Origin of the sequence: Stenotrophomonas sp. S41, assembly GCF_016624625.1 — a bacterium.
Lineage (GTDB): Bacteria > Pseudomonadota > Gammaproteobacteria > Xanthomonadales > Xanthomonadaceae > Stenotrophomonas.
In genome coordinates, this window is record NZ_JACVTV010000055.1 from 1 (window position 1) to 26,923 (window position 26,923).

24 protein-coding genes are annotated in these 26,923 nt (G+C 67.2%); 15 read left to right on the forward strand and 9 right to left on the reverse strand.

Translation table 11 applies throughout. The features are described 5' to 3' along the window. Positions 1 to 64: 64 nt before the first annotated feature. From betA to IAE56_RS12710, 7 genes are all read right to left on the reverse strand, one after another. Entirely contained in the window at positions 65 to 1,747 is a 1,683-nt protein-coding gene (gene betA, locus IAE56_RS12680; RefSeq protein WP_108768757.1) for a choline dehydrogenase, read from the reverse strand. 111 nt (positions 1,748 to 1,858) lie between these two features. Then, positions 1,859 to 3,331 carry a betaine-aldehyde dehydrogenase gene (gene betB, locus IAE56_RS12685; RefSeq protein WP_200752764.1) on the reverse strand — a complete coding sequence of 491 codons (1,473 nt, stop codon included), beginning with the start codon at positions 3,329 to 3,331 and terminating at the stop codon, positions 1,859 to 1,861. A 40-nt stretch (positions 3,332 to 3,371) separates the two neighbouring features. Further along, positions 3,372 to 3,962: a transcriptional regulator BetI gene (betI, locus tag IAE56_RS12690; RefSeq protein ID WP_164075377.1), complete on the reverse strand. Its 591-nt coding sequence runs from the start codon at positions 3,960 to 3,962 to the stop codon at positions 3,372 to 3,374. A 161-nt stretch (positions 3,963 to 4,123) separates the two neighbouring features. Further along, positions 4,124 to 4,756 (reverse strand): AAA family ATPase, encoded by a 633-nt coding sequence (locus IAE56_RS12695; RefSeq protein WP_164074992.1) that lies wholly within the window; start codon positions 4,754 to 4,756, stop codon positions 4,124 to 4,126. After that, on the reverse strand, positions 4,756 to 5,130 hold the full coding sequence (locus tag IAE56_RS12700; protein ID WP_116863625.1) for a type II toxin-antitoxin system Phd/YefM family antitoxin: 375 nt from the start codon (positions 5,128 to 5,130) through the stop codon (positions 4,756 to 4,758). The genes IAE56_RS12695 and IAE56_RS12700 overlap by 1 nt, the downstream gene beginning before the upstream one ends. A gap of 135 nt (positions 5,131 to 5,265) precedes the next feature. After that, a complete protein-coding gene (gene acnA / locus IAE56_RS12705) occupies positions 5,266 to 8,019 on the reverse strand; it encodes an aconitate hydratase AcnA (protein WP_200752765.1) in 2,754 nt (917 codons plus the stop codon). A 171-nt stretch (positions 8,020 to 8,190) separates the two neighbouring features. Then, positions 8,191 to 9,093 (reverse strand): LysR family transcriptional regulator, encoded by a 903-nt coding sequence (locus IAE56_RS12710; RefSeq protein ID WP_049455867.1) that lies wholly within the window; start codon positions 9,091 to 9,093, stop codon positions 8,191 to 8,193. Between the two features lie 109 nt (positions 9,094 to 9,202). Here IAE56_RS12710 and IAE56_RS12715 point away from each other — a divergent pair, with 109 nt between their 5' ends. The 8 genes from IAE56_RS12715 to acnB all read left to right on the forward strand — a co-directional run bounded on the left by IAE56_RS12715 (position 9,203) and on the right by acnB (position 17,963). Further along, on the forward strand, positions 9,203 to 10,324 hold the full coding sequence (locus IAE56_RS12715) for a 4-oxalomesaconate tautomerase (protein WP_200752766.1): 1,122 nt from the start codon (positions 9,203 to 9,205) through the stop codon (positions 10,322 to 10,324). Positions 10,325 to 10,400: 76 nt separating this feature from the next. After that, a complete protein-coding gene (locus tag IAE56_RS12720; protein WP_200752767.1) occupies positions 10,401 to 11,462 on the forward strand; it encodes an ABC transporter substrate-binding protein in 1,062 nt (353 codons plus the stop codon). A gap of 14 nt (positions 11,463 to 11,476) precedes the next feature. Then, the gene (locus tag IAE56_RS12725) at positions 11,477 to 12,310 is read left to right on the forward strand and encodes an ABC transporter ATP-binding protein (protein WP_150455708.1); all 834 of its coding nucleotides are present in this window, start codon (positions 11,477 to 11,479) and stop codon (positions 12,308 to 12,310) included. Further along, positions 12,294 to 13,070: an ABC transporter permease gene (locus tag IAE56_RS12730; protein WP_200752768.1), complete on the forward strand. Its 777-nt coding sequence runs from the start codon at positions 12,294 to 12,296 to the stop codon at positions 13,068 to 13,070. Before IAE56_RS12725 ends, IAE56_RS12730 begins: the two co-directional genes overlap by 17 nt. 134 nt (positions 13,071 to 13,204) lie before the next feature. Then, positions 13,205 to 14,635: a porin gene (locus IAE56_RS12735; RefSeq protein WP_200752769.1), complete on the forward strand. Its 1,431-nt coding sequence runs from the start codon at positions 13,205 to 13,207 to the stop codon at positions 14,633 to 14,635. A gap of 65 nt (positions 14,636 to 14,700) precedes the next feature. Continuing rightward, on the forward strand, positions 14,701 to 14,925 hold the full coding sequence (locus IAE56_RS12740) for an AbrB/MazE/SpoVT family DNA-binding domain-containing protein (RefSeq protein ID WP_150455705.1): 225 nt from the start codon (positions 14,701 to 14,703) through the stop codon (positions 14,923 to 14,925). Positions 14,926 to 14,931: 6 nt separating this feature from the next. Then, entirely contained in the window at positions 14,932 to 15,330 is a 399-nt protein-coding gene (locus tag IAE56_RS12745; protein ID WP_049458027.1) for a type II toxin-antitoxin system VapC family toxin, read from the forward strand. Between the two features lie 41 nt (positions 15,331 to 15,371). Continuing rightward, positions 15,372 to 17,963, forward strand: coding sequence for a bifunctional aconitate hydratase 2/2-methylisocitrate dehydratase (gene acnB, locus IAE56_RS12750; protein ID WP_200752770.1), 2,592 nt, complete (start codon positions 15,372 to 15,374; stop codon positions 17,961 to 17,963). 85 nt (positions 17,964 to 18,048) lie between these two features. Here acnB and IAE56_RS12755 read toward each other — a convergent pair whose 3' ends face one another. Continuing rightward, entirely contained in the window at positions 18,049 to 18,420 is a 372-nt protein-coding gene (locus IAE56_RS12755) for a hypothetical protein (RefSeq protein ID WP_200752771.1), read from the reverse strand. Between the two features lie 168 nt (positions 18,421 to 18,588). On the opposite strand from IAE56_RS12755, the gene IAE56_RS12760 reads away from it, so the two are divergent. Next, the gene (locus IAE56_RS12760; RefSeq protein ID WP_200752772.1) at positions 18,589 to 19,089 is read left to right on the forward strand and encodes a hypothetical protein; all 501 of its coding nucleotides are present in this window, start codon (positions 18,589 to 18,591) and stop codon (positions 19,087 to 19,089) included. Between the two features lie 31 nt (positions 19,090 to 19,120). On the opposite strand, the gene IAE56_RS12765 is transcribed toward IAE56_RS12760, so the two are convergent. Then, positions 19,121 to 20,368 (reverse strand): LysR substrate-binding domain-containing protein, encoded by a 1,248-nt coding sequence (locus IAE56_RS12765; protein WP_200752773.1) that lies wholly within the window; start codon positions 20,366 to 20,368, stop codon positions 19,121 to 19,123. A gap of 101 nt (positions 20,369 to 20,469) precedes the next feature. Between IAE56_RS12765 and IAE56_RS12770 the strand changes: the two genes are divergently transcribed. The 6 genes from IAE56_RS12770 (at position 20,470) to IAE56_RS12795 (ending at position 26,853) form a co-directional block, all read left to right on the forward strand. Further along, positions 20,470 to 21,141 (forward strand): 4-carboxy-4-hydroxy-2-oxoadipate aldolase/oxaloacetate decarboxylase, encoded by a 672-nt coding sequence (locus IAE56_RS12770; protein WP_200752774.1) that lies wholly within the window; start codon positions 20,470 to 20,472, stop codon positions 21,139 to 21,141. Then, entirely contained in the window at positions 21,134 to 22,189 is a 1,056-nt protein-coding gene (locus IAE56_RS12775; protein WP_200752775.1) for a 4-oxalomesaconate tautomerase, read from the forward strand. Before IAE56_RS12770 ends, IAE56_RS12775 begins: the two co-directional genes overlap by 8 nt. 43 nt (positions 22,190 to 22,232) lie before the next feature. Further along, positions 22,233 to 23,546 carry a C4-dicarboxylate transporter DctA gene (dctA, locus tag IAE56_RS12780; RefSeq protein WP_108746629.1) on the forward strand — a complete coding sequence of 438 codons (1,314 nt, stop codon included), beginning with the start codon at positions 22,233 to 22,235 and terminating at the stop codon, positions 23,544 to 23,546. Positions 23,547 to 23,633: 87 nt separating this feature from the next. Beyond that, positions 23,634 to 24,917, forward strand: coding sequence for a carbohydrate porin (locus tag IAE56_RS12785; protein WP_200752776.1), 1,284 nt, complete (start codon positions 23,634 to 23,636; stop codon positions 24,915 to 24,917). Between the two features lie 23 nt (positions 24,918 to 24,940). Beyond that, complete coding sequence (locus IAE56_RS12790; RefSeq protein ID WP_200752777.1) at positions 24,941 to 25,963, forward strand: amidohydrolase family protein; 1,023 nt, start codon at positions 24,941 to 24,943, stop codon at positions 25,961 to 25,963. Continuing rightward, positions 25,963 to 26,853, forward strand: coding sequence for an amidohydrolase family protein (locus IAE56_RS12795; protein ID WP_200752778.1), 891 nt, complete (start codon positions 25,963 to 25,965; stop codon positions 26,851 to 26,853). The genes IAE56_RS12790 and IAE56_RS12795 overlap by 1 nt, the downstream gene beginning before the upstream one ends. Positions 26,854 to 26,923: the final 70 nt, after the last annotated feature.

Sequence of the window (26,923 nt, forward strand, 5' to 3'; positions counted from 1 at the left end):
GCGCGCCCCCCTCCGGGGGGGCCAAACGGGCTCGGGGGGGGCGGGCCCGGGCGGGTTTTCTGCGTCAGCCGCGGCTGCGCGCCGGGGCGCCGTTGGCCTTGTAGTACGGCGCGGTGCTGCGGGCCAGCGGGGTGCGGCCGCGGATCACGTCGGCCAGCTTCTCTGCAATCATGATGGTCGGCGCGTTGAGGTTGCCGGTGACCACCTGCGGCATGATCGAGGCATCGACGATGCGCAGGCCGTCCAGCCCGTGTACGCGGCCTTGGCCATCGACCACCGCCATCGGGTCATCGGCGTGGCCCATCTTGTTGGTGCACGAGGGGTGGTAGGCGGTCTCGGCGTGCTCGCGCACGAAGCCATCAATCTGCGCATCGGTCTGCAGCTCGCGGCCGGGCGAGATCTCGCGGCCGCTGTACGGTGCCAGCGCCGGCTGCGCGAAGATCTCGCGGGTGATGCGGATGGCCGCGCGGAATTCGCGCCAGTCCTGCTCGTGCGACATGTAGTTGAACAGGATGCTGGGGTGCACGCGCGGATCCTTGGACACGACCTGGACGCGGCCACGGCTGGGCGAGCGCATCGAGCCGACGTGCATCTGGAAGCTGTGCGCCTTGATCGGGTTGGAGCCGTTGTAATTGATGGCCACCGGCAGGAAGTGGTACTGCAGGTTCGGCCAGTCGAAGGCCTCGTCGCTGCGGATGAAGCCACCGGCCTCGAACTGGTTGCTGGCGCCGATGCCGGTGCCCAGGAACAGCCATTCGGCGCCGATGGCCGGCTGGTTGTGTAGTTTCAACGCCGGGGCCAGCGATACCGGCTTTTTGCATTCGTACTGCAGGTACATTTCCAGGTGATCCTGCAGGTTGGCGCCGACGCCGGGCAGGTGGTGCACCAGATCGATGTCCAGGCTGCGCAGCAGATCGGCCGGGCCGACGCCGGAGCGCTGCAGGATCTGCGGCGAGGCAATGGCGCCGCCACACAGCAGCACTTCGCGGCGGGCGGTGGCGCGCTGCGGCTGGTCGTTGTGCAGCCACTGCACGCCCACTGCGCGCTTGCCCGAGAACAGGATGCGGTCGGTAAGGGCGTGGGTAACGATGGTGAGGTTCGGGCGCGGCCTGGCCAGGTCCAGGTAGCCGCGGGCGGTGCTGGAGCGGCGGCCCTTCGGCGTGACCGTGCGGTCCATCGGGCCGAAGCCTTCCTGCTGGTAGCCGTTGAGGTCATCGGTGCGCGGGTAGCCGGCCTGCACGCCGGCTTCGACCATCGCGGCGAACAGTTCGTTGTTGCCGGCCTTGGGCGTGGTCACCCGCAGCGGGCCGTCGCCACCGTGGTAGTCGTTGGCGCCGATGTCGCGGGTCTCGGCCTTGCGGAAGTACGGCAGGCAGTCCAGGTAGGTCCAGTCTTCCAGGCCCGGCATGCTGGCCCAGTGGTCGTAGTCCATCGCGTTGCCGCGGATGTAGCACATGCCGTTGATCAGCGACGAGCCGCCCAGGCCCTTGCCACGGCCGCAATCCATGCGGCGGTTGTTCATGAAGGGCTCGGGGTCGGTCTTGTACGCCCAGTTGTAGCGCTTGCCCTGCAGCGGGTAGGCCAGTGCAGCCGGCATCTGGGTGCGGAAGTCGAGGCGGTAGTCCGGGCCACCGGCTTCCAGCAGCAGCACGCTGACATCGGCATCCTCGGTGAGGCGGGTGGCCAGCACGTTGCCCGCCGAACCGGCGCCGATGATGATGTAGTCGTACTCGTTGGGGGTGCTCATGAGGGTTCTCCTGCGGGCCGGGAGGCGCGTTGCGCAGCTCTCCCGGCGGAATGTCGATCCGGCGTTCGCGCCGGGCGGCTGGCTCAGGGCGCGCTGATCAGAGCACGCTGATCAGAACACGCTGGCGTAGTCGCCCAGTTCGACCTGCACCGACTTGATGCGGGTGTAATGGCCCAGCGTGGACAGGCCGTTCTCGCGGCCGACGCCGGATTGCTTGTAGCCGCCGACCGGCATTTCCGCGGGGGATTCGCCCCAGGTGTTGATCCAGCAGATGCCGGCTTCGAGGCGGTGGATGATGCGGTGGGCGCGGCTGATGTCACGGCTGACCACGCCGGCGGCAAGGCCGAAGGTGGTGTCGTTGGCGCGGCGCACGGCTTCGTCCTCGTCGTCGTAGGCGAGGATGCTCATGACCGGCCCGAAGATCTCTTCGCGGACGATGGTCATGTCATCGCGGCAGTCGGAGAACACGGTCGGCAGCACGTAGGCGCCATCGGCCAGCACGCCTTCCTGCGCACGGCCGCCGCCGGTCAGCAGGCGTGCGCCTTCGGCCTTGCCGCTGTCGATGTAGCGCAGCACGTTCTGCATGTGCGGGAAGCTGACCATCGGGCCGAAGTTGGTGTCGGCGGCCTGCGGATCGCCGATGCGGATGCGTTTGACCCGCTCGACCACGGCGGCCTCGAACGCGGTCAGCATGCTGCGCGGCACGAACACGCGGGTGCCGTTGGTGCAGACCTGGCCGGAGCTGAAGAAGTTGGCCATCACCGCGATGTCGGCCGCACGGTCCAGATCGGCGTCATCGCAGATGACCAGCGGCGACTTGCCGCCCAGCTCCATGGTCACTTCCTTCAGGGACGACGACGCGGCGGCGGCCATCACCTTCTTGCCGGTGGCCACGCCGCCGGTGAAGGAGATCTTCTCGATCACCGGGTGTTCGGTGAGCCAGTTGCCGATCTCGCCGCCCGGGCCCTGCACCACGTTGAACACGCCGTCCGGCACGCCGGCTTCGCTGTAGATTTCGGCGAGCTTCAATGCGGTCAGCGGGGTCACTTCGGAGGGCTTGAACACCATCGCGTTGCCGGCGGCCAGCGCAGGCGCCGACTTCCACAGCGCGATCTGGATCGGGTAGTTCCAGGCACCGATGCCGGCGACCACGCCCAGCGGTTCGCGGCGGGTATAGAAGAAGCTCGATTCACGCAGCGGCAGCTGGATGCCCTCGATGGCGGTGGCCAGGCCGGCGTAGTACTCCAGCACGTCGGCGCCGGTGACGATGTCCACCGTGGTGGTTTCGGCCAGCGCCTTGCCGGTGTCCAGGGTTTCCAGCTGGGCCAGCGCATCATTGCGTTCGCGCAGGAGGTCGACCGCGCGGCGCAGGATGCGCGAGCGCTCCATCGCGGTCATCGCCGCCCAGACCTTCTGGCCTTCGGCCGCGCTCTGCACCGCGCGCTCGACGTCGGCCTGGCTGGCGATCTGCACTTCGGCCAGGACCTGGCCGTTGGCCGGGTTGATGGTCTGGAAGGTCTTGCCGCTGGTGGCGTCGACGCGTCGGCCGTGGATGTAGAGCTGTTGGACGGGCAGGGCGGTCATGGGGCACTCCTGGAAACAAAGGGGAAGGGCTTGAAGCTGCTTATACGCCCTCGGGCTGCAGCTGGAAGTCGATGTAGGCGTACGCCAGCGCGCGGGCGGCGGTGGTGTCGAACGGGCCACCGACCAGGCTGCCGCGCAGCCACAGGCCGTCGATCATCGCGGCCAGGCCACGGGCGGCGTCGCGGGCGCGTTCGGCCGGCAGCGCGCGGTGGAACTGATGGGCCAGGTTGGAATACAGCCGTTGGTCGTTGATGCGCTGCAGGCGGGCCAGTTCCGGCTGGTGCATGCTCGCCGCCCAGAAGGTCAGCCAGACGCGCATGGCCGGGCCGCTGGTCTGGGTCTGGTCGAAGTTGCCATCGACCAGCGCGCGCAGCTGGGCCCGCGGGTCTGCATCGGCCTTGGCGCGGTACTGGGCGAAGGCGTCTTTCAGTTCGTTGAGGATCTGCCGCATCGCGGCGTTGAGCAGGCCGGCCTTGTCGCCGAAGTAGTGGGCGACGATGCCGGTGGACAGGCCGGCCTGGCGGGCGATGGTGGCCACGGTGGCGTCGGCCAGGCCGATATCGTGGATCACCTGGAAGGTCGCCTGGATCAGCTGCTCGCGGCGGATCGGTTCGATGCCTTTCTTCGGCACGGTCTCACCTGGGGCATGGGCGTTGGCCCGAGGTGGACAGTATCGCGTTTGTTGATTGAACGTCCAATCAACAAAAAGTGAAGGTGGCGTTTGAATGGGGGTTCGGGGTCAGAGCCCTTTCCTTTGGAAAGGGATCCGACCCCGGGATCCGACCCCTTGGCTTACAGGCGGAGGGCGGCTTCCAGCAGCGGGGTGGCCCAGGCGGGCGTGGCCGCCAGCTGGGCGAGGTCGTCGGGCTCGGGGTACAGCACCTGCCCATCCTCCATCTGCAGCAGCAGCTGTGGGTCGGGCACGGCCTCGCCGGGGGCGGCGTCGGCGCTGTTGTCGTAGACCTGCAGCTGGGCCAGCACCGGCATCAGGCGCACCAGATTCTGCTGGGCCAGCGGCCAGCGCCGGCGGATGTCGGCTTCGTTGATGGGATGGCCACCGCTGCGCACCCGCGCCTGCACCCGCGCGATGTGCTGCTCGGGGCTGGAAAGGCCGCAGAACCACATCAGGACATCGTGGCTGCGGCTGGCTTCATGCAGCAGGGCGGCGATGGAATTGCCGCCCAGGGTGGTTTCGAAGGCATGGTTGTGGCCCTGCTCAAGGGCATCGCGGATGCGGTTGACGCCTTCCTGCCAGGCCTGGCCATTGGCTTCGGCCTGCGACAGGCCCGACAGCTCGCGCAGCCCGCGGGCGAAGGTGTCCGGGTTGAACCAGTCCAGCCCGGCCTCGCGCAGTACGTGGCCGCCCACCGAACTCTTGCCGGCGCCATTGACGCCGGCAAGGACATACAGGAACGGTCGCGACATCAGTGCCCCGTGCCGGCCTTGACCTGACCCTTCAGGCGGGCCGGGCGGCGCAGCAGGGCGCGCGCGGTGTCACCGGCCTGGGCCTGCTGCAGCACGGCCAGGCGCTGGTCGAAGCCGGCACGCAGTTCGGCCAGGCCCGGGGCCTGCCCGCGCAGTTCCTCCAGCGAGGATTCCAGTGCCTCCACCCGGGCCTGCAGGGCGCGGTACTGCTCGATGGAGACGATGACCGCCTGCGGCTCGTTGTGGTTGGTGACCACCACCATGCGCTGGTCGCGGACCTCCTGCATGACCTTGCGCCAGTGCTCCTTCACCGACGAGGCGGTGGTGTGGGTCAGCTCGTTGATCGGGTCGAAGCGGACGGGGAGGTGAAGCATGGCGAAGCTCCAGCGGGGGTATGGGCCCACCTTACGCCTGTTTCGTGCGAATTGCATGAATCGGGAAAAATATGAAAATTGGGCGGGTTATGGAAACGGCCGGATCGATGTCGATCCGGCCGTTTCAGGTTCGCGTTATTTGCTGGCCAGCTGGCGCAGCACGTACTGCAGCAGGCCGCCGTGGCGGAAGTACTCGACTTCCTTCGGGGTCAGCAGCATCACCGACACCTCGAAGGTCTTCTTCGTGCCATCGGCCTTGGTCGCGGTCACCGTGGCGCGCTTGCTGGCACCATCTTCCAGGCCGGTGATGTCGATCGTCTCCGAGCCGTCCAGCCCCAGCGACTGTGCGTTCTCACCGTTGCGGAACTGCAGCGGCAGCACGCCCATGCCGACCAGGTTGGAGCGGTGGATGCGCTCGAAGCTCTCGGCCACGACCGCCTTCACGCCCAGCAGCAGGGTGCCCTTGGCCGCCCAGTCGCGCGACGAGCCGGTGCCGTATTCCTTGCCGGCCAGCACCACCAGCGGCACGTTGTCGGCCTTGTACTTCATGGCCGCGTCGTAGATCGCCAGCTTTTCCGGCTGGCCACCGTTGGCCGGGTAGTACAGGGTGTTGCCGCCTTCCTCGCCACCAAACATCAGGTTCTTGATGCGGATGTTGGCGAAGGTGCCGCGGACCATGACGTCATCGTTGCCGCGGCGGCTGCCGTAGCTGTTGAAGTCGGCCGGCTGCACGCCGCGTTCCTGCAGGAAGCGGCCCGCCGGCGAATCCTTCTTGATGTTGCCGGCCGGGGAGATGTGGTCGGTGGTGATCGAATCGCCGAACAGGCCCATCACGCGTGCGCCGTGCACGTCGTCGATGCTGCCGGTCTGCATGGTCATGCCATCGAAGTACGGCGGGTTCTTGATGTAGGTGGAGGCGTCGCTCCACTCGTACAGGTTGCCGTCCGGCGAGGCGATGGTGTTCCAGCGGCTGTCACCCTTGAACACGTCGGCGTAATTCTGCTTGAACATCTCCGGGCCGATGGTCGCGGCGATGACGTCGCCGATTTCCTTGTTGCTCGGCCAGATGTCGCGCAGGAACACCGGCTGGCCATCGCTGCCGGTGCCCAGCGGCTGGGTGGTCAGGTCGATGTCGGTGGTGCCGGCGATGGCATAGGCCACCACCAGTGGCGGGCTGGCCAGGTAGTTCATCTTCACTTCGGGGTGCACGCGGCCCTCGAAGTTGCGGTTGCCCGACAGCACCGAGGTGACCACCAGGTCGCCGGTGGCGATACCGGCGCTGACTTCGGCCGGCAGCGGGCCGGAGTTGCCGATGCAGGTGGTGCAGCCGTAGCCGACCACGTAGAAGCCGATCTTCTCCAGCTCCTTCAGCACGCCGGCCTTTTCCAGGTAATCGGTGACCACGCGCGAGCCTGGGCCGAGCGAGGTCTTCACCCACGGCTGGCGGTTCAGGCCCTTGGCCGCGGCGTTGCGGGCCAGCAGGCCGGCGCCGATCATCACCGCCGGGTTGGAGGTGTTGGTGCAGGAGGTGATGGCGGCGATGACCACTGCGCCGTCCTTCAGACGCACCTTGCGGCCTTCGGTCTCGATGTCCGCATAGCCCCTGGCCAGCTGCTCGTTGCCGACCGCCGCACCGCCGCCTTCGTTGACGAAGGTGGAGACATCGGCGCTGCGCTTGTCACGGTTGGCGGTGAGGCCGGCCAGCGATTCGCGGTAGTTCTTCTGCACGTCTTCCAGCAGCACGCGGTCCTGCGGGCGCTTGGGGCCGGCCAGCGACGGCTTGACCGTGCCCATGTCCAGTTCCAGCGTGGTGCTGTACTGGGCCGGCGCGCTGCCCGGTTCGTGCCACAGGCCTTGGGCCTTGGCATAGGCCTCGACCAGGTTGATCTGCTCGTCGCTGCGGCCGGACAGGCGCAGGTAGTTCAGCGATTCGTGATCGATCGGGAAGATGCCGCAGGTGGCGCCGTACTCGGGCGCCATGTTGCCGATCGTGGCGCGGTCGGCCAGCGGCAGGTGCTGCAGGCCGTCGCCGTAGAACTCGACGAACTTGCCGACCACGCCGAGCTTGCGCAGCATCTGGGTGACGGTCAGCACCAGGTCGGTGGCGGTGGCGCCCTCGGGCAGCTTGCCGGTCAGCTTGAAGCCGACGACCTGCGGAATCAGCATCGAGGAGGGCTGGCCAAGCATGGCCGCCTCGGCCTCGATGCCGCCCACGCCCCAGCCGAGCACGCCGATGCCGTTGATCATCGTGGTGTGGCTGTCGGTACCGAACACGGTATCGGGGTAGGCCACGGCGCGACCGTCCTTGTCGGCGGTCATCACCACGCGGGCCAGGTTTTCCAGGTTCACCTGGTGGACGATGCCGGTGTTGGGCGGCACCACCTTGAAGTTGTCGAAGGCCTTCTGGCCCCAGCGCAGGAAGCCGTAGCGTTCCTGGTTGCGCTGGAATTCGATCTTGCCGTTGAGGTCCAGCGCGTCGGGCTTGCCGAATACATCGACCTGCACCGAGTGGTCGATGACCAGTTCGGAGGGGATCTGCGGGTTGATCTGCTCGGGCTTGCCGCCCAGCTTGACCACCGCATCGCGCATGGCGGCCAGGTCGACCACGCAGGGCACGCCGGTGAAGTCCTGCAGGACCACGCGCGCGGGCATGAAGGCGATTTCGGTATCCGGCTCGGCGCTGGGCTGCCAACGCGCCACCGCTTCGATGTGGTCGGGGCCGACGGTGGCGCCGCCGTCCTCGTGCCGGAGCAGGTTCTCCAGCAGGATCTTCATCGAGTAGGGCAGGTGGGAGATGTCGAAGCGCTTGCCGAGCGTGGGAAGGCTGAAGTAGTCGTAGATCTTGCCGCCGACGTCCAGCTGGCTGCGGGTGGAGAACGAATCGCTCATGCGGGATGACTCCTCTTGCGGATGGCTTGCTCTGGCCCGCCGTGGCAGGCCTGCTTGCGTTTGCCGGTGGCGTTCCGGCCGCCGGATCCCCGTCAGTATGGCCGAGCGGGGAGTGGCCGGAACGCCCTTGGCGCAGGACGCAAGGTTACATGGCTGTATGTAGTGCCGATGTCACGGTTTGCCGCGCCACTGGCTCATCAGCATCTGCAGGAAGCGCTCGGCGGTGGGCGAGAGCAGGGCGCCGCGGCGACGCACGATGCCGATGGTGCGCGAGACGACCGGGTTGCCGATCGGGCGGGTCACCAGGATCGGGTGGTCGCCATCGGGGGTGGCCATCTTCGGCAGCACCGACACGCCGATGCCCGCTTCGACCATGCCCAGTGACGTGGACAGGTGGGTGACTTCGTAGTGCCAGCTCAGTTTCAGATTCTCGCGCGCCAGTGCGCCATCGAGCAGGGTGCGGTTGCCGCTGGTGCGGTGCACGGTGATCAGCTGGTGCTGGGCCAGGTCCGCCCATTCGACCTTGCGTTTGCGGGCCAGCGGATGGTCGCGGCGGCAGGCGAGCACGAAGGGGTCCTCGGCCAGCACGTCGAAGTCCAGGTTGGGGTCGTTGGCACCCATGAAGTTGATGCCGAATTCCACTTCGCCACGTTCCACCGCCTGCAGGCCCTCGGTGGCCGGAATGTCCAGGATGCGGAAGCGCACGTTGGGATGCGCTTCGTGGAAGCGTGCCATCACGCTGGGCAGGAAGTAGAACGCGGCCGTCGGCAGGCAGGCGATGGTCACCGTGGCGCCACGGGTGTCCTCGCGGCCGCGCAATGAGAACAGCGAGCCGTCGAATTCCTCCAGCATGCGCCGCACCAGTGGCAGCAGGTTCTCGCCGACGGCGGTGGTGCTGACGCTGCGCGTGGTGCGCTCCAGCAGAGGTGAGCCGACGGCCTGTTCCAGCTTCTGGATGCGGCGGCTGAGTGCCGGCTGCGACACGTGCAGGCTTTCAGCGGCGCGGTGGAAGCTGCGGGTCTCGGCAACGAGGAGGAAGGCGCGAAGGTCCAGAATCTCGCAATTGATGCTCATGGGGTATCAATCATCCAAAAATCAGCAATTCACAGATCAATCGGGGTCATGCCAGTATCGAATCACAGAGGGGGTATTCATCCCCTATACGCATCAATCTAGCACACGTATGTCCAACGATCTGCTCAGCATTCCCTGCGTCCTCATGCGCGGCGGTACCTCCAAAGGCCCCTTCTTCCTGGCATCCGATCTGCCGGCGGACAGCGCCCAGCGCGACCGCCTGCTGCTGGAAGTCATGGGCTCGGGCCACCCGCTGCAGATCGATGGCATCGGCGGGGGCAACGCACTGACCAGCAAGGTGGCGATCATCGACCGGTCCAGCCGCGCCGACGCGGACGTGGACTATCTGTTCGCCCAGGTGCGGGTGGAGCAGAAGGTGGTCGACACCTCGCCGAACTGCGGCAACATGCTGGCCGCCGTCGGCCCCTACGCCATCGAGCGCGGGCTGGTGCAGGCACAGGACCCGCAGACCCGGGTACGCATCTTCAACGTCAATACCGGCAAGCTGATCGTGGCCACGGTGGAAACGCCGGGCGGTGAGGTGGTCTACCGCGGTGATACGCGGATCGCTGGTGCGCCGGGCTCGGCCTCGCCGGTGCGGCTCTCCTTCCTGGATGCGGCCGGCGCCCGTACCGGCAAGCTGCTGCCCAGCGGGCATGCGCAGGAAACCATCGACGGCGTGGCGGTGAGCCTGGTCGACTGTGCGATGCCGATGATGCTGGTGCGCGCCGAGGACATGGGCGTGCGCGGCGATGCCTCGCCGGCCGAACTGAATGCGGATGCGGGCTTCCTCGCCCGTCTTGAAGCCCTGCGCATCGAAGCCGGCGCCCGCATGGGTATCGCCGATGCCGGCAACAAGGTGATCCCCAAGCCGGTGCTGCTTTCTGCACCGCAGCACGGCGGCCACCTGCAGGTGCGCTATTTCATGCCCCATCAATGCCACACCGCGCTGGCGATCACCGGCGGGGTTGGCTTGGCGACGGCGGCCGTCACCCCGGGCACGCTGGCCAACACTTTCGTCGGATGCCTGGGCCTGCCCGGCAGCATTACCCTCGAACATCCGAGCGGGGCCCTGGACGTGGGCCTGAGCCGAAGCTCGGACGATGCGCCGGTGGTTGCCAGCGTGGTCCGTACCGCCCGCCGCCTGTTCGAAGGCCGCGTGTTCGCGACCTCGCCCGCAACCACCGAGACCTGTTCCACCCAAGCCCGCCAATGGACTTCAGCGGCATGACCTGAAACCGGTCGGGCCCGCGCAGCCGCGCGTGGCCGGCCACCACAACGTAGATGCTTCACTCCTGGGAGGGATGATGTACAAGCAGATGTTCATGGCCGCGCTGTGCGCGGCTGGCCTGGCCATGGCCGGGTGCAGCAAGAATGGGGCCGATGCGCAGGGCGCGGCCGCCGGCAGCGGCGACACCACGCCGGTGCGGATCAGCGTGGGGTCCTACAACCTCAACAACCTGCCGTTCTTCATTGCCGATTCCAAGGGCTACTTCAAGGACGTCGGCCTGGAGGTGAAGACCGAGAACTTCGCCCAGGGCGGTTCGAAGGTGCTGCAGGCGCTGGTGGCCAACTCCACCGACGTGGCCGTGGGCTTCTATGACCACACCATCCAGATGCAGGCAAAGCGCAAGGACGTGGTGGGCTTCGTGCTGCTGTCGCGCAACTCCGGCCTGGTGATGGCCGGCCGCGATGACGCGACCTTCGACCCGGCACGCCCGGACACGATCAAGGGCCAGAAGGTCGGCATCACCGCGCCGGGCTCCTCGTCCGACTTCTTCGTCCGCCACTTCCTGGCCCAGCATGACATTCCGGTGGACAGCATCTCGCTGATCGGCGTCGGTTCGGGTGCGGCAGCGGTGGCTGCACTGGAGCAGGGCAAGATCGACCTGCTGGTGAACTACGACCCGGCCGCCACCCTGATCACCGAGCGCAAGGTCGGGAAGATCATCATCGATGCGCGCAGTGACGAGGGCGCACGCCAGGTCTACGGCGGCCTGTACCCGACCTCGGTGATGTATGCCAACCGCAGCTTCCTGGAGCAGCGCCCGGAAGCGGCCGAGAAGATCGCCCGTGCCGAGCAGATGGCCCTGAAGTTCATCGCCGACAACAGCGCCGAGGACATCGTCGCCGCGCTGCCGGACAGCTATGTCTCCGGTGACCGCGCCACCTACGCCCGTGCCGTGGAGAACGCCCGCGCGATCTTCACCACCGACGGTCACTTCACCGCGGCCGATCTGGAGACGCCGCTGAAGGTGCTGCGCGAGTTCAACAAGGATGTCGCCAACGCTGACATCGACCTGTCCAAGACCTACACCAATGCCTTCGTCGAGCGTGCCCACGCTGCGACGCCGGCTGCCCAACCGTAAGCGGAGGTAACCCCATGGCCCTCAATGCCACCGTGCGCCAGCTCAATGGCGCGCCGCAGCTGGAGCCTGCACAGACCATGGTCGCCATCAACAAGGTGACCATGTCCTTCGGCGAATTCACCGCCGTGCGTGATGTCGACATCCAGGTGGGCGACGGCGAGTTCCTCGCCATCGTCGGCCCCACCGGCTGCGGCAAGAGCACCATCCTCAATTCCGTGGCGGGGCTGCTGAAGCCCTCGTCCGGTGACGTGGCCATCGACGGCCGCACCGTCAGCGGCGTGCAGGAGTCGGTCGGCTACCTGTTCCAGCAGGACGCACTGCTGCCGTGGAAGACCGCCTACCAGAACGTCGAGCTGGGCCTGCGCTTCCGTGGCGTGCCAGAGGCAGAGCGCAAGGCCAAGGCCAATGCGTGGCTGGCCAAGGTCGGGCTGACCGGCTTCGAGCACCGTTACCCGCACCAGCTGTCCGGTGGCCAGCGCAAGCGCGTGCAGATGGCGCAGGCGCTGATCGTCGAGCCGAAGGTGATCCTGATGGACGAGCCGTTCTCGGCGCTGGACATCCACACCCGCCACCTGATGCAGAACGAGCTGCTGCGCCTGTGGCAGGAGGATCGCCGCTCGGTGATCCTGATCACCCATGACCTTGAAGAAGCCATCGCCCTGGGTGACCGCGTGGTGGTGCTGTCCTCCGGTCCGGCCAGCCGCGTCGTGCGCAGCTTCGACGTGGATCTGGAACGGCCGCGCAATGTCGCCGAAATCAAGCTGGACGAACGTTTCACCGACCTGTACCGCGACATCTGGGCCTGCCTGCGCGGCGAAGTGGAGAAGAGCTATGCACGCCAAGACTGACAAATTCATCCAGCTGGCCCTGGTCATCGCCGTATTCGGTGGCTGGGAAGGCGGCATCGCGCTGGGCGTGATCGATCCGTTCTTCTTCCCCTCGCCGACAGCGATCGTGCAGCAGGCCTGGACCTGGTTGTCCGATACCTCGTTCTACCAGCACGTCTACATCACCCTGACAGAGACCGCGCTGGGCTACCTGATCGGTACCGGCCTGGGCGTGGCCGGCGGTGTCTGGCTCGGCCTGAGCCGCCGCTCGGCGCGCATCCTGGATCCCTTCATCAAGGGCTTCAATGCGATCCCGCGCGTGGTGCTGGCACCGATCTTCGTGCTCTGGCTGGGCCTGGGCCTGTGGTCGAAGGTGGCCCTGGCGGTGACCCTGGTGTTCTTCACCACGTTCTTCAACGCCATGCAGGGCGTGCGCGAAGTGAACCCGGTGGTGCTGGCCAATGCCCGCATCCTCGGTGCGGGCCGCAGTGACCTGCTGCGCCACGTGTACTTCCCCGCGGCCGCCAGCTGGATCCTGTCCTCGCTGCGTACCTCGGTGGGCTTTGCCGTGGTCGGCGCCATCATCGGCGAATACCTGGGTGCCTCGGCGGGCCTGGGTTACCTGATCGCGCAGGCCGAGGGCAACTTCAATGCCGTGGGTGTGTTTGCCGGCATCATCATCCTGGCCGCCTTCGTGCTGGTCATCGATGCCCTGCTCGACGTGGTCGAGAACAAGCTGATCACCTGGCGTCCCAACACCCAGGCACAGGCCACCAGCTGACCGCGCTGCGCTGAGCCCGCATGCCGTGCCGCCGGGCTGATCCGGCGGCGCGCGCTGCCTCCCCCGATCTTCCCCCGCACCATCGCAACAGGCCAGCGCCAGGCCAGGGGGCCGGCTGGCCGGAGAGAGAACCCATGAACAAGCACACCGTGCTGCCCCGCGCAGCGCTGTCGGTCGCGCTCGGCCTGCTGTTGGCCAGCGGCCATGCGGGGGCGCAGTCCGCCCCGGCGCCGTTGAGCCAGGCCGAGCTTTCGGCGCTGGTGCAGCAGCAGGCGCTGCAGATCCAGCAGCTTGAAGCCCGCCTGCGTGCCGTCGAAGGCGGGCAGGGGGCTGCCGCAGCCCCGGTCGCGGCACCGGCGCCTGCGCCTGCGCTGGAAACCCGGGTGGCCGCGCTGGAGTCGAGCCAGTCCAAGGCGCCCAAGGTGTCCTGGGCCAAGGGTGCCCCGGAGTTCAGCAGCGCCGATGGCAAGGTCGCCTTCCGCCCGCGCGGCCGCATGTTTGTCGATGGCTCCAGTACCGACGGCTCGTCGGTGGCCGACCGCAACATCTCCGGCACCGAGATCCGCTCGGTACGCCTGGGCGCCGAGGGCCGCTACGGCATCCTCGGCTGGGCGGTGGAGGGCGACTTCGCCGACAACGCGGTGGCCTGGAAATCGGTCTATGCCACCGTCGACCACCGCCTGTTCGGCTTGCCGGCCGACCTGACCGTGGGCAACCGCCTGAACGACCGCGGCATCGATGGCTCCAGCAGCACCTCCAACACGCCGTTCCCGGACCGCAACGTGGTCGGCACGCTGATGCTGCCGCAGCGCGGCCTGTTCGGCGTCGGCCTGACCGAGCGCGTCTATGGCAAGGGCTGGCATGCCAGCCTGTCGGTGGCGGGCAACGACCTGAACAACGCCGGCAACGACAATGACAGCCAGACCTGGGCGACCCGTGTGCACTGGAACCCGGTGGCCAGCAAGGCCGCTACCGTTCACCTGGGGGCCTGGGCGTTCCATGAGGAGATCGCCGCCGGCGCCAGCGGCGTGCTGCGCAGCTCGGCCATCGCCGGGCACTTCAACGATCTGGTGAAGATCGCCCCGGGCACCCTGGTGGGCGCCGAGCGCAGCACGGCCTACGGCCTGGAAGCGGCGGGGTTCTTCGGCCCGGCGTGGGCCACCGGCGAATGGGGCACGCGCAACCTGCGCGGGGTCGACGCCAGCGGCCGCTACGACCTGGACCACCAGGCCTGGGCGGTTTCGGCCGGCTGGTTCCTGGCGGGCGCGGTGCCGGCTTACTCCGGCAAGGCGGGCACCTGGGGCAAGGTGAAGGTGGCCGACCCGGTGACCGACGGCGGCGCCGGCGCCTGGGAGCTGAAGGCGCGGTATGAGGACGTGGACTACGCCGAGCTGCCCACCGGCGGCACCGGCCACGCCTGGACGCTGGGAACGAACTGGTACCTGAACGACTACAGCCGCGTGATGTTCGAGGCGATCCGCTGGCAGACCCACAACCGCAGCGGCAGCGGGCAGGGCAGGGACGAAGGCACCACCTTCAATACCCGCCTGCAGGTGGCGTTCTAAGTACGTGGCTGGCGGTATGGCCCCTTCGGTATGTATAATTCGTGCATACCGAAGAGGGCCTACCCATGGAAGCCACCGTTGCAGAGCGCGGACAGATCACCCTGCCCAAGGCAGTGCGTGACGCGCTGGGCCTGACCAAGGGCACCCAGCTGAAGGTCGAGCTGGACGGCAGCCGGATCATTCTGCGCAAGAGTGTTGACGATGCCATTTCACGGGCGCGCGGCAAGTTCGCGCTCGATGGCTTCGATTCGGCCGAAGCGGCCGTGCGCTCGGTGCGCGACGAGGAGTAAGCCGTGATGATCGCCGTCGATTCCCCGGTCCTGGTCGAACTGCTCAGCAACGGCCCGCAGGCCGATGCGGTGGAAGCCATCCTGCGCCAGAGCCTGGTCGGCGGCCGCGTGGTGGTCTGCGGCGCGACCCTGGCCGAAGTCTGCGCCTCGCTGCGCGGCGGCGCCGAGGTGCTGGAAGCACTGGAAGAAATGGGCGTGCACTTCAATGCGCTGGAGGCCAAGTCGGCCCTGCGCGCCGGCGAGATGCACCGCCGCCACCGCCAGCGCAGCGGCAGCCGCCGCAGCCTGGACGAATTCATGGTCGGCGCCCACGCACTGCTGCAGTGCGATGGCCTGATCACCTGGAACGACACGTTTTACCGCGACTACTTCAAGGGCCTGAAGCTGATCGTGCCGCAAGCCTGAGCCCATCTTTTTTTCAACCTACGCATTACCCGGGAGTTGTCATGTTGGAAGCCTACCGCCACCACGTCGCCGAGCGCGCTGCGCTTGGCATCCCGCCGCTGCCGCTGAGCGCGCAGCAGACGGCCGATGTCATCGAACTGCTGAAGAACCCGCCGCAGGGCGAGGCCGAGTTCCTGCTCGACCTGCTGACCCACCGCGTGCCGGCCGGCGTCGACGATGCTGCCAAAGTCAAAGCCTCGTACCTGGCGGCCATCGCCCTGGGCAGCGAGCAGAACCCGCTGATCAGCCGTGAGCGCGCCACCGAACTGCTGGGCACCATGCTCGGCGGTTACAACGTCGCCCCGCTGGTGCAGCTGCTGGACGATGCGGCCATCGGCACCATCGCCGCTGACGGCCTGAAGAAGACCCTGCTGGTCTTCGATGCCTTCCATGACGTGCAGGAAAAGGCCAAGGCGGGCAACGCCAACGCCCAGTCCGTGCTGCAGAGCTGGGCCGATGCCGAGTGGTTCACCAGCAACCCGGAAGTGCCGCAGAGCCTGACCGTCACCGTGTTCAAGGTGCCGGGCGAAACCAACACCGACGACCTGTCGCCGGCCCCGGACGCGACCACCCGCCCTGACATTCCGATGCACGCCCTGGCGATGCTGAAGAACAAGCGCGACGACGCGGCATTCACCCCGGAAGAAGACGGCAAGCGCGGTCCGATCCAGCAGATCCTGTCGCTGAAGGACAAGGGCCACCTGGTTGCCTACGTCGGCGACGTGGTCGGCACCGGTTCCTCGCGCAAGTCGGCCACCAACAGCGTGCTGTGGTGGACCGGCGATGACATTCCGTTCATCCCGAACAAGCGCGCCGGCGGCGTCTGCCTGGGCGGCAAGATCGCCCCGATCTTCTACAACACCATGGAAGATGCCGGCGCCCTGCCGATCGAGCTGGACGTTTCGCAGATGGAGCACGGCGACGTGGTCGAGCTGCGTCCGTACGACGGCAAGGCCCTGAAGAACGGCGAAGTGATCGCCGAGTTCGAAGTGAAGAGCGACGTGCTGTTCGACGAAGTGCGCGCCGGTGGCCGCATCCCGCTGATCATCGGCCGCGGCCTGACCGGCAAGGCGCGTGAAGCGCTGGGCCTGGCCCCGACCGACCTGTTCCGCCTGCCGGTGCAGCCGGCCGACAACGGCAAGGGCTTCTCGCTGGCGCAGAAGATGGTCGGCCGCGCCTGTGGCCTGGCCGAAGGTCAGGGCATGCGTCCGGGCACCTACTGCGAACCGAAGATGACCTCGGTCGGCTCGCAGGACACCACCGGCCCAATGACCCGTGACGAGCTGAAGGACCTGGCCTGCCTGGGCTTCTCGGCCGACCTGGTGATGCAGTCGTTCTGCCACACCGCCGCCTACCCGAAGCCGGTGGACGTCAAGACCCACCACACCCTGCCGGAGTTCATCTCCACCCGTGGCGGCGTCTCGCTGCGTCCGGGCGACGGCGTGATCCACAGCTGGCTCAACCGCATGCTGCTGCCGGACACCGTCGGTACCGGTGGTGACTCGCACACCCGTTTCCCGGTGGGCATTTCGTTCCCGGCCGGTTCGGGCCTGGTGGCCTTCGCTGCTGCCACCGGCGTCATGCCGCTGGACATGCCGGAATCGGTGCTGGTGCGCTTCAAGGGCCAGATGCAGCCGGGCGTGACCCTGCGTGACCTGGTCAACGCGATCCCGCTGTACGCCATCAAGTCGGGCCTGCTGACCGTGGCCAAGGCCGGCAAGAAGAACATCTTCTCCGGTCGCATCCTGGAAATCGAAGGCCTGCCGGAGCTGAAGGTGGAACAGGCGTTCGAACTGTCCGACGCCTCGGCCGAGCGTTCGGCCGCCGGTTGCTCGGTGCGCCTGAACAAGGAACCGATCATCGAGTACCTGACCAGCAACATCACCCTGCTGAAGTGGATGATTGCCGAGGGTTACCAGGATCCGCGTTCGCTGCAGCGCCGTATCGAGAAGATGGAAGCCTGGCTGGCCAACCCGGAGCTGCTGGAGCCGGATGCCGACGCCGAGTACGCCGCCGTCATCGAGATCGACCTGGCCGACATCCACGAGCCGATCGTGGCCTGCCCGAACGACCCGGACGACGTGAAGACCCTGTCTGAAGTCGCTGGCGCCAAGATCGACGAAGTGTTCATCGGTTCGTGCATGACCAACATCGGTCACTTCCGTGCCGCTGCGAAGCTGCTGGAAGGCAAGCGCGACCTGCCGACCCGCCTGTGGGTGGCCCCGCCGACCAAGATGGACGCCTCGGAGCTGACCAAGGAAGGCGTGTACGGCACCTTCGGCGCCACCGGCGCACGCATGGAAATGCCGGGCTGCTCGCTGTGCATGGGCAACCAGGCGCAGATCCGCGAAGGCTCCACTGCGATGTCGACCTCGACCCGCAACTTCCCGAACCGTCTGGGCCGCAACACCAACGTGTACCTGGGTTCGGCCGAGCTGGCCGCGATCTGCTCGCGTCTGGGCCGCATCCCGACCAAGGAAGAGTACATGGCCGATGTGGGCGTGATCGCCCAGAGCGGTGCGGAGATCTACCGCTACATGAACTTTGACCAGATCGAGGAATACCAGGACGTGGCCAAGACGGTCGCTGCCTGATGCGGTAGTGCCGGCCGCTGGTCGGCATCCCGTTGAAACGCAGAACCCCCGGTGAAAGCCGGGGGTTTTTTGTGCGCGGCATCCGCTACTGCACGGTCCAGTCCGCGCTGCCTTGCAGCCGACGGCCGGCGATCAGCACGTTGCCGCGCTTGCCGGAGACGTCCATTTCGAACCAGGGCAGTCCGTCATGGCGGAGCGGACGCACGTAGGCCTGGCGGCGGGCGCGGTCGAATTCGATGTAGTAGCGGCGTTGCACATTGGGAGGCTGCGGAATCGACAGGCCTTTCCAGCTGACGTTGACCGCGCCGGGGTCCTCACGGCCGACCAGCATCAGCGTGAAGACCACGTCGCCCTGGCCGGCCTCGAAGTAGAACAGATCGCCGCTGGCGCTGGCCGGTACCAGGGGCAGTGACAACAGCATTGCCGCCAGCGCGGCCTTCCAGTTCCTTGTGATCATGCGCAGCCTTCCTTGTGCAGTGCTGTCATCAAAGCATACCGATGAGGTTCACGTCTTTTCTGTGCGATGCTCGCGCCGACCCTGTCCGCGCGTGAGCCTTTGAACAGAATGAACCGATCAGCGTTCTCTCTCATTCTCTGCGTCAGCTTGTCCTGCCACACGGGTTCCGTGCGCGCGCTGGAGCCTCGCGTCGACTACATCGCCAAGGTCTTTGCCGACGGTGCCTACCGCCCTCGGGTGTATCTCGAGGCGGATGTGATCAAGCGATATGGGAAGGGCGCAGAGACGGTCGATCAGAACGGCTTGGTACGACGTGTCTATCGTGACGCGACGTCTGGATGCGAGGTGGTCATCACCTCGAACCCCGATGTCGCGCCGGAATTCCGCACGGTGGATGAGATCCGTGTTTCTTCGCTGTCGTCAGGGAAAGGGAATGCCGGAACAGTAGAGGGAGTGGGAGCCATTGCCTTGAACGGCGTACGGATCGGTGGCCCGGCCGCAGCGGTGCAGAAGATCGCCAGTCAGGCGGCGACCAAGGAAAGCGTGCAGGACCGTCTGGGTGGGGTGGTCGTTGAGCGGACCTGCATCTTCCTGGAGGGCGGGTCCAGCAACTGCTACTTCCTGCGCGAGGGCAAGGTCGTGGCCCTGGCGGTGGGATTCGGCCCGTAGCGTTGATCGCAGCGGCCGGCAGTTGCCAGCGTCAGCGATAGCGGAACGGCCAGGCGTCCGGGCCGTCGCTGCTGCGTTCGGCGCAGACCTCGCGGAAGGTCTGCAGGAAGGCCTGCTGCGGACGCGTCGGGTGCCAGTCGGCGCGGGTGGTCAGGCCGATGCGGCGGCGCAGGGCGCGGCCGGCCAGGCCCAGTCCGGCCAGCAGGCCGGCCTGGCGTTCGATCAGGAACTGGTCGCGTGACATCAGGGTCAGCCAGTCATCCTCCAGCAGCAGGCCGCGGGTGATCACCAGCGAGCCGCACTCGATGCGCAGCACCGGTGGCTCGTGGCCGTTGTCGCGGAACATCCGCTCCCAGCGCGCACGCACCGGCGCGCCGGTGGCCGGGATCACCCACGGGTAGTCGAGCAGTTGCTCGAAACGCCAGGGTAGCCTCGCGGCGAGCGGATGGTCGGCGCGGCCGACGATGACCGGGTCATCGTCGAACAGGCCTTCCTGCACCACGTCGGGCACCGCGCTGAGGTCGCGCATGGCGCCGACCAGCAGGTCCAGACTGCCTTCGCGCAGGTCGGACAGCAGCTCCGAGAACGGTCCCTCCACCACGTTCACCGTCGCGCCCGGCCAGGCCCGCGCGAATCGGGCCAGTGCCTGTGGCAGCAGCAAGGCGCGCGCCAGCGGCATCACTCCGATGGCCAGGCGGCCGCCGTGCTGGTCACGGGTGGCGGCCAGTTCGTCCAGGCCGGTGGCCAGCTCGGACAGTGCCAGCCGGACCCAGCGCAGCAGGCGGGTCGCGGCGGGCGTAGCCAGCAGGGCCTTGCCACGCCGCTGCAGCAGGGGCACCTCGATCACCGCTTCCAGTTCGCGCACCGCGCGGTGCATGGCCGGCTGCGAAACTCCCGCGCGCGCTGCCGCGAGCGTGAAGCTGCCGGCGCTGTCCACCGCGTTGAGGGCGCGCAGCTGGCTCAGGGTCAGCCGCCGTTCGATGGTTGCCAGTGCGGGCAGGCGCGCCGCACGCCGGGCGGCGCGTACGCCACGGGCGAGGTAGGCGAGGGCGCGTTCGATGCGCGGTGCCAGCAGGCGCGTCGCTTCGGTGGCGACCATGCCGCCGGGCTGGCGGTCGAACAGAGGCGCATCCAGCTGCCGTTCCAGCCGCGCGATGGCCTGGGTGAGCGCGGGCTGGGACAGGTTGAGGTGCGGCGCGGCCGCGCTGATGCCGCCGTGCACGTGCACCGCCACCATCGCGTGCAGGTGTTTCAGGTTCAGCTCGGGCAGTCCATTCATGGCACAACTATAACCAGATTGAATGGGCCGGACGAAAAACGATCTTGAGGGGTCTGCATGACGGGGAACAGACTGCGCCATCGCCAACGAAGGATGGATGGATGTCCCGCGTCATCACCCGTATCGAGCGCGCCGAACTGGCGCTGATCCAGTCACTGGCCGAGGCCGGCGTGGCCACCGTGCATGAGGCACAGGGTCGCAGTGGCTTGCTGCATCCGCGGCTGCGGCCGATCTACAGCGGCGCGCGCATCGCCGGCAGCGCGGTCACCGTCTCGGTGCCGCCGGGCGACAACTGGATGATGCACGTGGCCATCGAGCAGCTCGGCGAGGGCGACATCCTGGTGGTGGCGCCGACCAGCGACTGCACCGATGGCTACTTCGGCGACCTGCTGGCGACCTCGGCGCAGGCCCGTGGCTGCCGCGGCCTGGTCATCGATGCAGGCGTGCGCGATGTGCGTGAGCTGACGGCGATGAGCTTCCCGGTGTGGAGCCGCGCGGTGCACGCGCAGGGCACGGTAAAGGAAACCCTGGGTTCGGTGAACGTGCCGCTGGTCTGCGGTGGCGCTCTGGTGAATGCGGGTGACGTGGTGATCGCCGACGATGACGGCGTGTGCATCGTGCCGCGCGCCGATGCGGCGCGGGTGGCCGCCGAAGCGCAGGCGCGCGAAGCGCGGGAGGCCGACAAGCGCGAGCGTCTGGCCCGTGGCGAACTCGGCCTGGACATCTACGCCATGCGTGAGCGCCTGGCCGCCAAGGGCCTGCGCTATGAATAAGGGCGTGCGCGCGATGTGGATGCGCGGAGGCACGTCCAAGGGCGGGTTCTTCCTCGCCCAGGACCTGCCGGCTGATGCCGCCGCGCGTGATGCCTTCCTGCTGCGCGCCTATGGTTCACCGGATGTGCGCCAGATTGACGGCATGGGCGGCGGCGACCCGCTGACCTCCAAGGTCGCCGTGGTTTCGCCCTCGCAGCGCGAGGATGCTGACGTGGAGTACCTGTTCCTGCAGGTCTTCGTCGACCAGGCGCTGGTGAGTGACGCGCAGAACTGCGGCAACATGCTGGCCGGCGTGGGTCCGTTCGCGATTGAGCGCGGCCTGGTGGCGGCGCGCGATGGGGTGACCGAGGTGCGCATCTTCATGGCCAACACCGGCACCCTGGCCACGGCCAGCGTGCAGACACCAGGCGGGGTGGTGAGCTATGCCGGTGACGCGCGCATCGATGGCGTACCGGGTACTGCCGCACCGCTGCCACTGGCCTTCGAGGACACCGCCGGTTCCAGCTGCGGCGCGCTGCTGCCGACCGGCAACGTGGTGGACGTGATTGACGGCGTGCAGGCCACCCTGATCGACAACGGCATGCCCTGCGTGGTGCTGCGCGCGTCCGACCTGGGCATCAGCGGCTACGAGGACCGCGCCACGCTGGACGCGGACGAGGCCTTGAAGGTCCGCCTGGAGGCGATCCGCCTGCAGGCGGGGCCGAAGATGAACCTGGGCGATGTGGCGGAGAAGTCGGTGCCCAAGATGATGCTGGTGGCCGCACCGGCCGACGGCGGCGCGATCTGCGTGCGCTCGTTCATCCCGCACCGCTGCCATGCCTCCATCGGCGTGCTGGGTGCGGTGACGGTGGCCACGGCCTGCCTGCTGCCGGGCTCGCCGGCCCATGCACTGGCCCGGTTGCCGGGCGGGCAGGTACAGACCCTGGCGGTGGAGCACCCCAGCGGGGCCACGACCTGCGTGATTGAACTGGACGAGGACGGCCAGGTGGCCCGCGCGGCCATGCTGCGCACCGCACGGAAGCTGTTCGACGGCGCACTGTTCGACTGAACAGGCAGCGCCTTTCTATTCTCTGCGACCTGGGAGGGTTGTTATGACCGTGGTAGGGAAGCGGCCGGGCCGCTTTGGAATCTTTGGCCAGTTGTGGTTCCAGGTGCTGGCCGGCACCGTGATCGGCGTATTGCTGGGCTGGCTGCAGCCGGACCTGGGTTCGGCGATGAAGCCGCTGGGTGATGGCTTCATCAAGCTGATCCGGATGATGATCGGACCGATCATCTTCGTCACCGTGGTGCACGGCATCGCCGGCATGCGTGACATGCGCAGCGTGGGTCGGCTGGCGCTGAAATCGCTGATCTACTTCGAGGTGATCACCATCCTCGCGTTGATCGTCGGCCTGGTGGCGGTGGACCTGTGGAAGCCCGGCGCCGGCATGAACATCGACGCGGCGACCATCGACATGGCCAGCATCCAGGGCTATGTGCACACCGCCCATGACCAGTCGATCGTGGCCTACATCATGGCCATCATCCCCAACACCCTGGTCAGTGCCTTCACCGAGGCGCATGTGCTGCAGGTGCTGTTCGTGGCGGTGCTGTTCGGCGTGGCCCTGGCCGCCGTCGGCGAGCGCGGCAAGCCGGTGATGGATGTGATCGAGAGCGCCTCCGGTGCGCTGTTCAAGATCATCGGCTACATCATGTACGTGGCGCCGATCGGTGCGTTTGGTGCCATCGCCTTCACCGTCGGCCAGTTCGGGGCTGCCTCGCTGCTGTCGCTGGGCGAGCTGATCATCGAGTTCTTCGTGGTCTGCGGGCTGTTCACCGTGCTGGTGCTGGGCACAGTGTGCTGGTGGACCGGTGCCAGCCTGTGGCGCCTGCTGGGTTACCTGCGCGACGAGATCATCATCGTTGCGGCCACCACCTCCACCGAAACGGTGCTGCCGCGCCTGATCGAGAAGATGAAGAAGCTGGGCTGCGAAGAGGGCGTCGTCGGCTTCGTGATTCCCGCCGGCTACTCGTTCAACCTGGATGGCACCTGCCTGTACCTGACCACGGTGGCGATCTTCCTGGCCCAGGCCACCAATACCGAACTGACCGTGTGGCACCAGCTGGGCCTGATCGCCGTGCTGCTGCTGACCTCCAAGGGTGCTGCGGGCGTGGCCGGTGCGGCGTTCGTGGTACTGGCGGCGACCCTTGGCACCACCGGCACCATTCCGGTGGCCAGCATCGCCTTGATCCTTGGTATCCACCGCATCCTGGCTGAAGGCCTGACCTTCGTGAACCTGATCGGCAATGCCATCGCCGTGCTGGTGATCGCCAAGTGGGAAGGCAAGCTGGATGAAAAGACCATGGCCGCGCAGATCGGCACTCGCCGAACCCGGCAACGCCTGCTCGGCGTGCAGCCCGCCTGAGGCAATGGCCTGAGTCCTGACGGCCACTGCGGTGGCCTCCACTGAATGCATCACCCTGGCGCCGGCGGCGCCGGGAAGGGAGAGAACATGTCGCAGTTCCTGCGTACCCCGCTGTACCTGCTGCTTGCCAGCGCACTGGCAACGCCTGCGTTCGCCGCTGAACGCAGCATCCCCGAGGGCGTCGACCTGACCCTGGACCTGGTCGGCAATGTGGCCCACAACCCGGTGGGCGGTGTTGAACAGGGCACCGAAGGTTCGTACTGGGTGATGGCCCAGTCGAAATTCGACCTGGACAAACTGTTCGGCGTGCACGGCACCGAGGTGGATGCGCAGTGGGCCTGGTTCGCCGGGCGCAACCTGGCGCGCGAGAAGATCGGCAATTCGATCAGCGCACAGCAGACCTGGCGACCGGTGGCCGGCGGCCGCCTGACCCGGCTGACCCTTCGTCACCGCTTCGACAATGGCCTTAGCATCATCGCCGGCCGTGCACCGGTGAACAGCTACTTCAACAACTCGCCGCTCAACTGCGTGTTCATGAGCAACGCGATGTGCCTGACGCCCTATGGTGCGATCACCGACCTGGGCATCACCGCCTACCCGAATTCGTCCTGGGCCGGCCTCGTGCGCTACGACGTGAATGATCGCTGGTATGCGCAGGCGGGCGTGTTCGACTACAACAACGAGCTGAACAAGGCCGGCAAGAACGGCCTGGACTTCTCGGTGGGCGAGGGCACCGGCACCATCAGCGCCTACGAAGTGGGCTACCAGACGTCCTTCGCCAACGACCGCCTGCCGCGCACCTACCGCGTCGGCATGTACCGCAACAGCGATGGCGGCAAGAGCTCGTACTTCGATGCCAACGGCAATTCGGCGGCGCTGACCGGCAAGCCGACGGCCGTGCAGGACGGCGCGCGCATGGGCGTCTACGCGATGGGCGACCAGACCGTCTGGCGCGGCGAAGGCAAGCGCAACCTGGCCGTGTTCGGCCGGGTCTACGTCAACACCGGCAACGAGGCCCCGGTCGATCATTTCGTGTCGGCGGGCTTCGTCAAGACAGGCACCTTCGCCGGCCGCGACCAGGACACCCTGGCCATGTTCGTCTCCAACACGCATTTCAGCGACGAACAGATCGGCTTCCTGCGTGATCGCCGCAGCCGTTACGGCGGTACCGGTGCACCACATGCCGACGAAATCATCACCGAACTCAGCTACGGCTGGGCAGTGAAGAAGGGCATCCGCCTGATGCCGAACCTGCAGTACGTCATCAACCCCGACCCGATCTACGCGCCCACGCGCACCACCAACATCCCCGACGCGCTGATTGTCGGCCTGCGCGTGGATGTGCACTTCGCCCAGCTGTTCGGCTGGTGATCCATCGCCCGAGGAGATCCCCCATGATCATCGACTGCCACGGCCACTACACCACGGCCCCCGCCGGCCACGATGCGTTCCGCAAGGCGCAGGTGGCCCACTTCAACGACCGCTCGCTGCCGGCGGCGGTCTATCCCACGATCAGCGACGATGAACTTCGCGACAGCGTGGAGGCCAACCAGCTGCGCCTGCTGCGCGAGCGCGGTGCGGACATGACCATCTTCTCGCCGCGCGCCAGCACCATGGCCCACCACATCGGCGATGAGCAGGTCAGCGCTGAATGGACGCGCCGCTGCAACGACCTGATCGCGCGGGTGGTTCAGCTGTACCCGGATCAGTTCATCGGCGTCTGCCAGCTGCCGCAGTCGCCGGGCGTGCCGATCGCGCACTCGGTGGCTGAGCTGGAGCGCTGCGTGAACGAGCGTGGTTTCGTCGGCTGCAACCTCAACCCCGATCCGTCCGGCGGCCACTGGGATGGCCTGCCATTGACCGATCGTTCCTGGTACCCGTTCTTCGAGAAGATGGTGGAACTGGACGTGCCGGCCATGGTGCACGTGTCGGGCAGCTGCAATGCCAATTTCCATGCGACCGGCGCGCACTACCTGAACGCCGATACCACCGCCTTCATGCAGTTCCTGCAGGGCGATCTGTTCCGTGACTTCCCCGAGCTGCGCTTCATCATCCCGCATGGCGGTGGCGCGGTGCCTTACCATTGGGGGCGCTTCCGGGGCCTGGCGGACATGCTGGGCAAGCCGCCGCTGGCCGAGCATGTGATGAAGAACGTCTACTTCGATACCTGCGTGTACCACCAGCCCGGCATCGACCTGCTGTTCGAGGTGATCGACATCGACAACATCCTGTTCGGTTCGGAAATGGTGGGCGCGGTGCGTGGCATCGACCCGCAGACCGGCCACTTCTTCGATGACACCCGTCGCTACGTGGATGCGCTGGCGTTGTCCGAAGGCGATCGCTACAAGGTATTCGAAGGCAATGCGCGGCGGGTCTACCCGCGGCTGGATGCGCAGCTGAAGGCGAGGGGGCTGTGATGGCCGCGTTCCAGAAGGATGCCGACTGGATGGACTACTGCGCCAACCCCAGCCGCCCGACATTCGTACCTCCGCCGGGTGCGGTGGACGCGCACTGCCATGTGTTCGGTCCGGGCGATGTGTTCCCGTATGCACCCGAGCGCAAGTACACGCCCTGCGACGCCGGAAAGGCGCAGCTGTTCGCGCTGCGCGACTTCCTCGGGTTCAGCCGCAACGTGATCGTGCAGGCAACCTGCCATGGTGCAGACAACCGCGCCCTGGTCGATGCGCTGCAGGCCAGCGGCGGCCTGGCCCGTGGCGTGGCCACGGTGCGCGATACGGTCAGCGACGAGGAGCTGCAGCAGCTGCATGCCGCGGGCGTACGCGGCGTGCGCTTCAACTTCGTGCGCCGGCTGGTCGACCCCAAGCCGGATGCCTACTACCACGCCATCATCGACCGCATTGCGCCGCTGGGCTGGCACGTGGTGGTGTACTTCGAAGCGGCCGACCTGGCCGAGCGCTGGAACTTCTTCACCTCGCTGCCGACCACGGTGGTGGTCGACCATATGGGCCGGCCGGACGTGAGCCAGCCGGTGGACGGGCCGGAATTCCAGCGTTTCGTGCAGCTGATGGCCGAGCACGGAAATGTGTGGAGCAAGGTCAGCTGCCCGGAGCGGCTGTCGCGGGTGGGGCCGCCGGGGTACGCCGACGTGGTGCCGTTCGCGCGGCACCTGGTGGAACGCTTCCCGGATCGCGTGCTGTGGGGCACGGACTGGCCGCACCCGAACATGAAGGACCACATGCCTGATGATGGGCATCTGGTGGATGTGATTCCCCACATCGCGCCGACGCTGGAGCTGCAGCAGAAGCTGCTGGTGGACAACCCGATGCGGTTGTATTGGGGCGCGTGAGGCGCTGTGGGTGCCGGGGGGGCGGGCGGGGCGCCCCAGGAGGGAGAGCAGGACGTGGGGAGGGCGCGCG

Excerpts from the sequence above, each read along its gene's own strand:
- acnA (WP_200752765.1), bottom strand. The coding sequence starts at position 8,019 with ATGAGCGATTCGTTCTCCACCCGCAGCCAGCTGGACGTCGGCGGCAAG.
- IAE56_RS12725 (WP_150455708.1), top strand. The coding sequence starts at position 11,477 with ATGGCCCTCAATGCCACCGTGCGCCAGCTCAATGGCGCGCCGCAGCTG.
- IAE56_RS12785 (WP_200752776.1), top strand. The coding sequence starts at position 23,634 with ATGTCGCAGTTCCTGCGTACCCCGCTGTACCTGCTGCTTGCCAGCGCA.
- IAE56_RS12730 (WP_200752768.1), top strand. The coding sequence starts at position 12,294 with ATGCACGCCAAGACTGACAAATTCATCCAGCTGGCCCTGGTCATCGCC.
- IAE56_RS12765 (WP_200752773.1), bottom strand. The coding sequence starts at position 20,368 with ATGAATGGACTGCCCGAGCTGAACCTGAAACACCTGCACGCGATGGTG.
- IAE56_RS12700 (WP_116863625.1), bottom strand. The coding sequence starts at position 5,130 with ATGCTTCACCTCCCCGTCCGCTTCGACCCGATCAACGAGCTGACCCAC.
- IAE56_RS12745 (WP_049458027.1), top strand. The coding sequence starts at position 14,932 with ATGATCGCCGTCGATTCCCCGGTCCTGGTCGAACTGCTCAGCAACGGC.
- IAE56_RS12775 (WP_200752775.1), top strand. The coding sequence starts at position 21,134 with ATGAATAAGGGCGTGCGCGCGATGTGGATGCGCGGAGGCACGTCCAAG.
- IAE56_RS12695 (WP_164074992.1), bottom strand. The coding sequence starts at position 4,756 with ATGTCGCGACCGTTCCTGTATGTCCTTGCCGGCGTCAATGGCGCCGGC.
- IAE56_RS12735 (WP_200752769.1), top strand. The coding sequence starts at position 13,205 with ATGAACAAGCACACCGTGCTGCCCCGCGCAGCGCTGTCGGTCGCGCTC.
- betA (WP_108768757.1), bottom strand. The coding sequence starts at position 1,747 with ATGAGCACCCCCAACGAGTACGACTACATCATCATCGGCGCCGGTTCG.
- IAE56_RS12715 (WP_200752766.1), top strand. The coding sequence starts at position 9,203 with ATGTCCAACGATCTGCTCAGCATTCCCTGCGTCCTCATGCGCGGCGGT.
- IAE56_RS12720 (WP_200752767.1), top strand. The coding sequence starts at position 10,401 with ATGTACAAGCAGATGTTCATGGCCGCGCTGTGCGCGGCTGGCCTGGCC.
- IAE56_RS12795 (WP_200752778.1), top strand. The coding sequence starts at position 25,963 with ATGGCCGCGTTCCAGAAGGATGCCGACTGGATGGACTACTGCGCCAAC.
- IAE56_RS12740 (WP_150455705.1), top strand. The coding sequence starts at position 14,701 with ATGGAAGCCACCGTTGCAGAGCGCGGACAGATCACCCTGCCCAAGGCA.
- IAE56_RS12790 (WP_200752777.1), top strand. The coding sequence starts at position 24,941 with ATGATCATCGACTGCCACGGCCACTACACCACGGCCCCCGCCGGCCAC.
- IAE56_RS12770 (WP_200752774.1), top strand. The coding sequence starts at position 20,470 with ATGTCCCGCGTCATCACCCGTATCGAGCGCGCCGAACTGGCGCTGATC.
- betB (WP_200752764.1), bottom strand. The coding sequence starts at position 3,331 with ATGACCGCCCTGCCCGTCCAACAGCTCTACATCCACGGCCGACGCGTC.
- IAE56_RS12710 (WP_049455867.1), bottom strand. The coding sequence starts at position 9,093 with ATGAGCATCAATTGCGAGATTCTGGACCTTCGCGCCTTCCTCCTCGTT.
- dctA (WP_108746629.1), top strand. The coding sequence starts at position 22,233 with ATGACCGTGGTAGGGAAGCGGCCGGGCCGCTTTGGAATCTTTGGCCAG.
- IAE56_RS12755 (WP_200752771.1), bottom strand. The coding sequence starts at position 18,420 with ATGATCACAAGGAACTGGAAGGCCGCGCTGGCGGCAATGCTGTTGTCA.
- acnB (WP_200752770.1), top strand. The coding sequence starts at position 15,372 with ATGTTGGAAGCCTACCGCCACCACGTCGCCGAGCGCGCTGCGCTTGGC.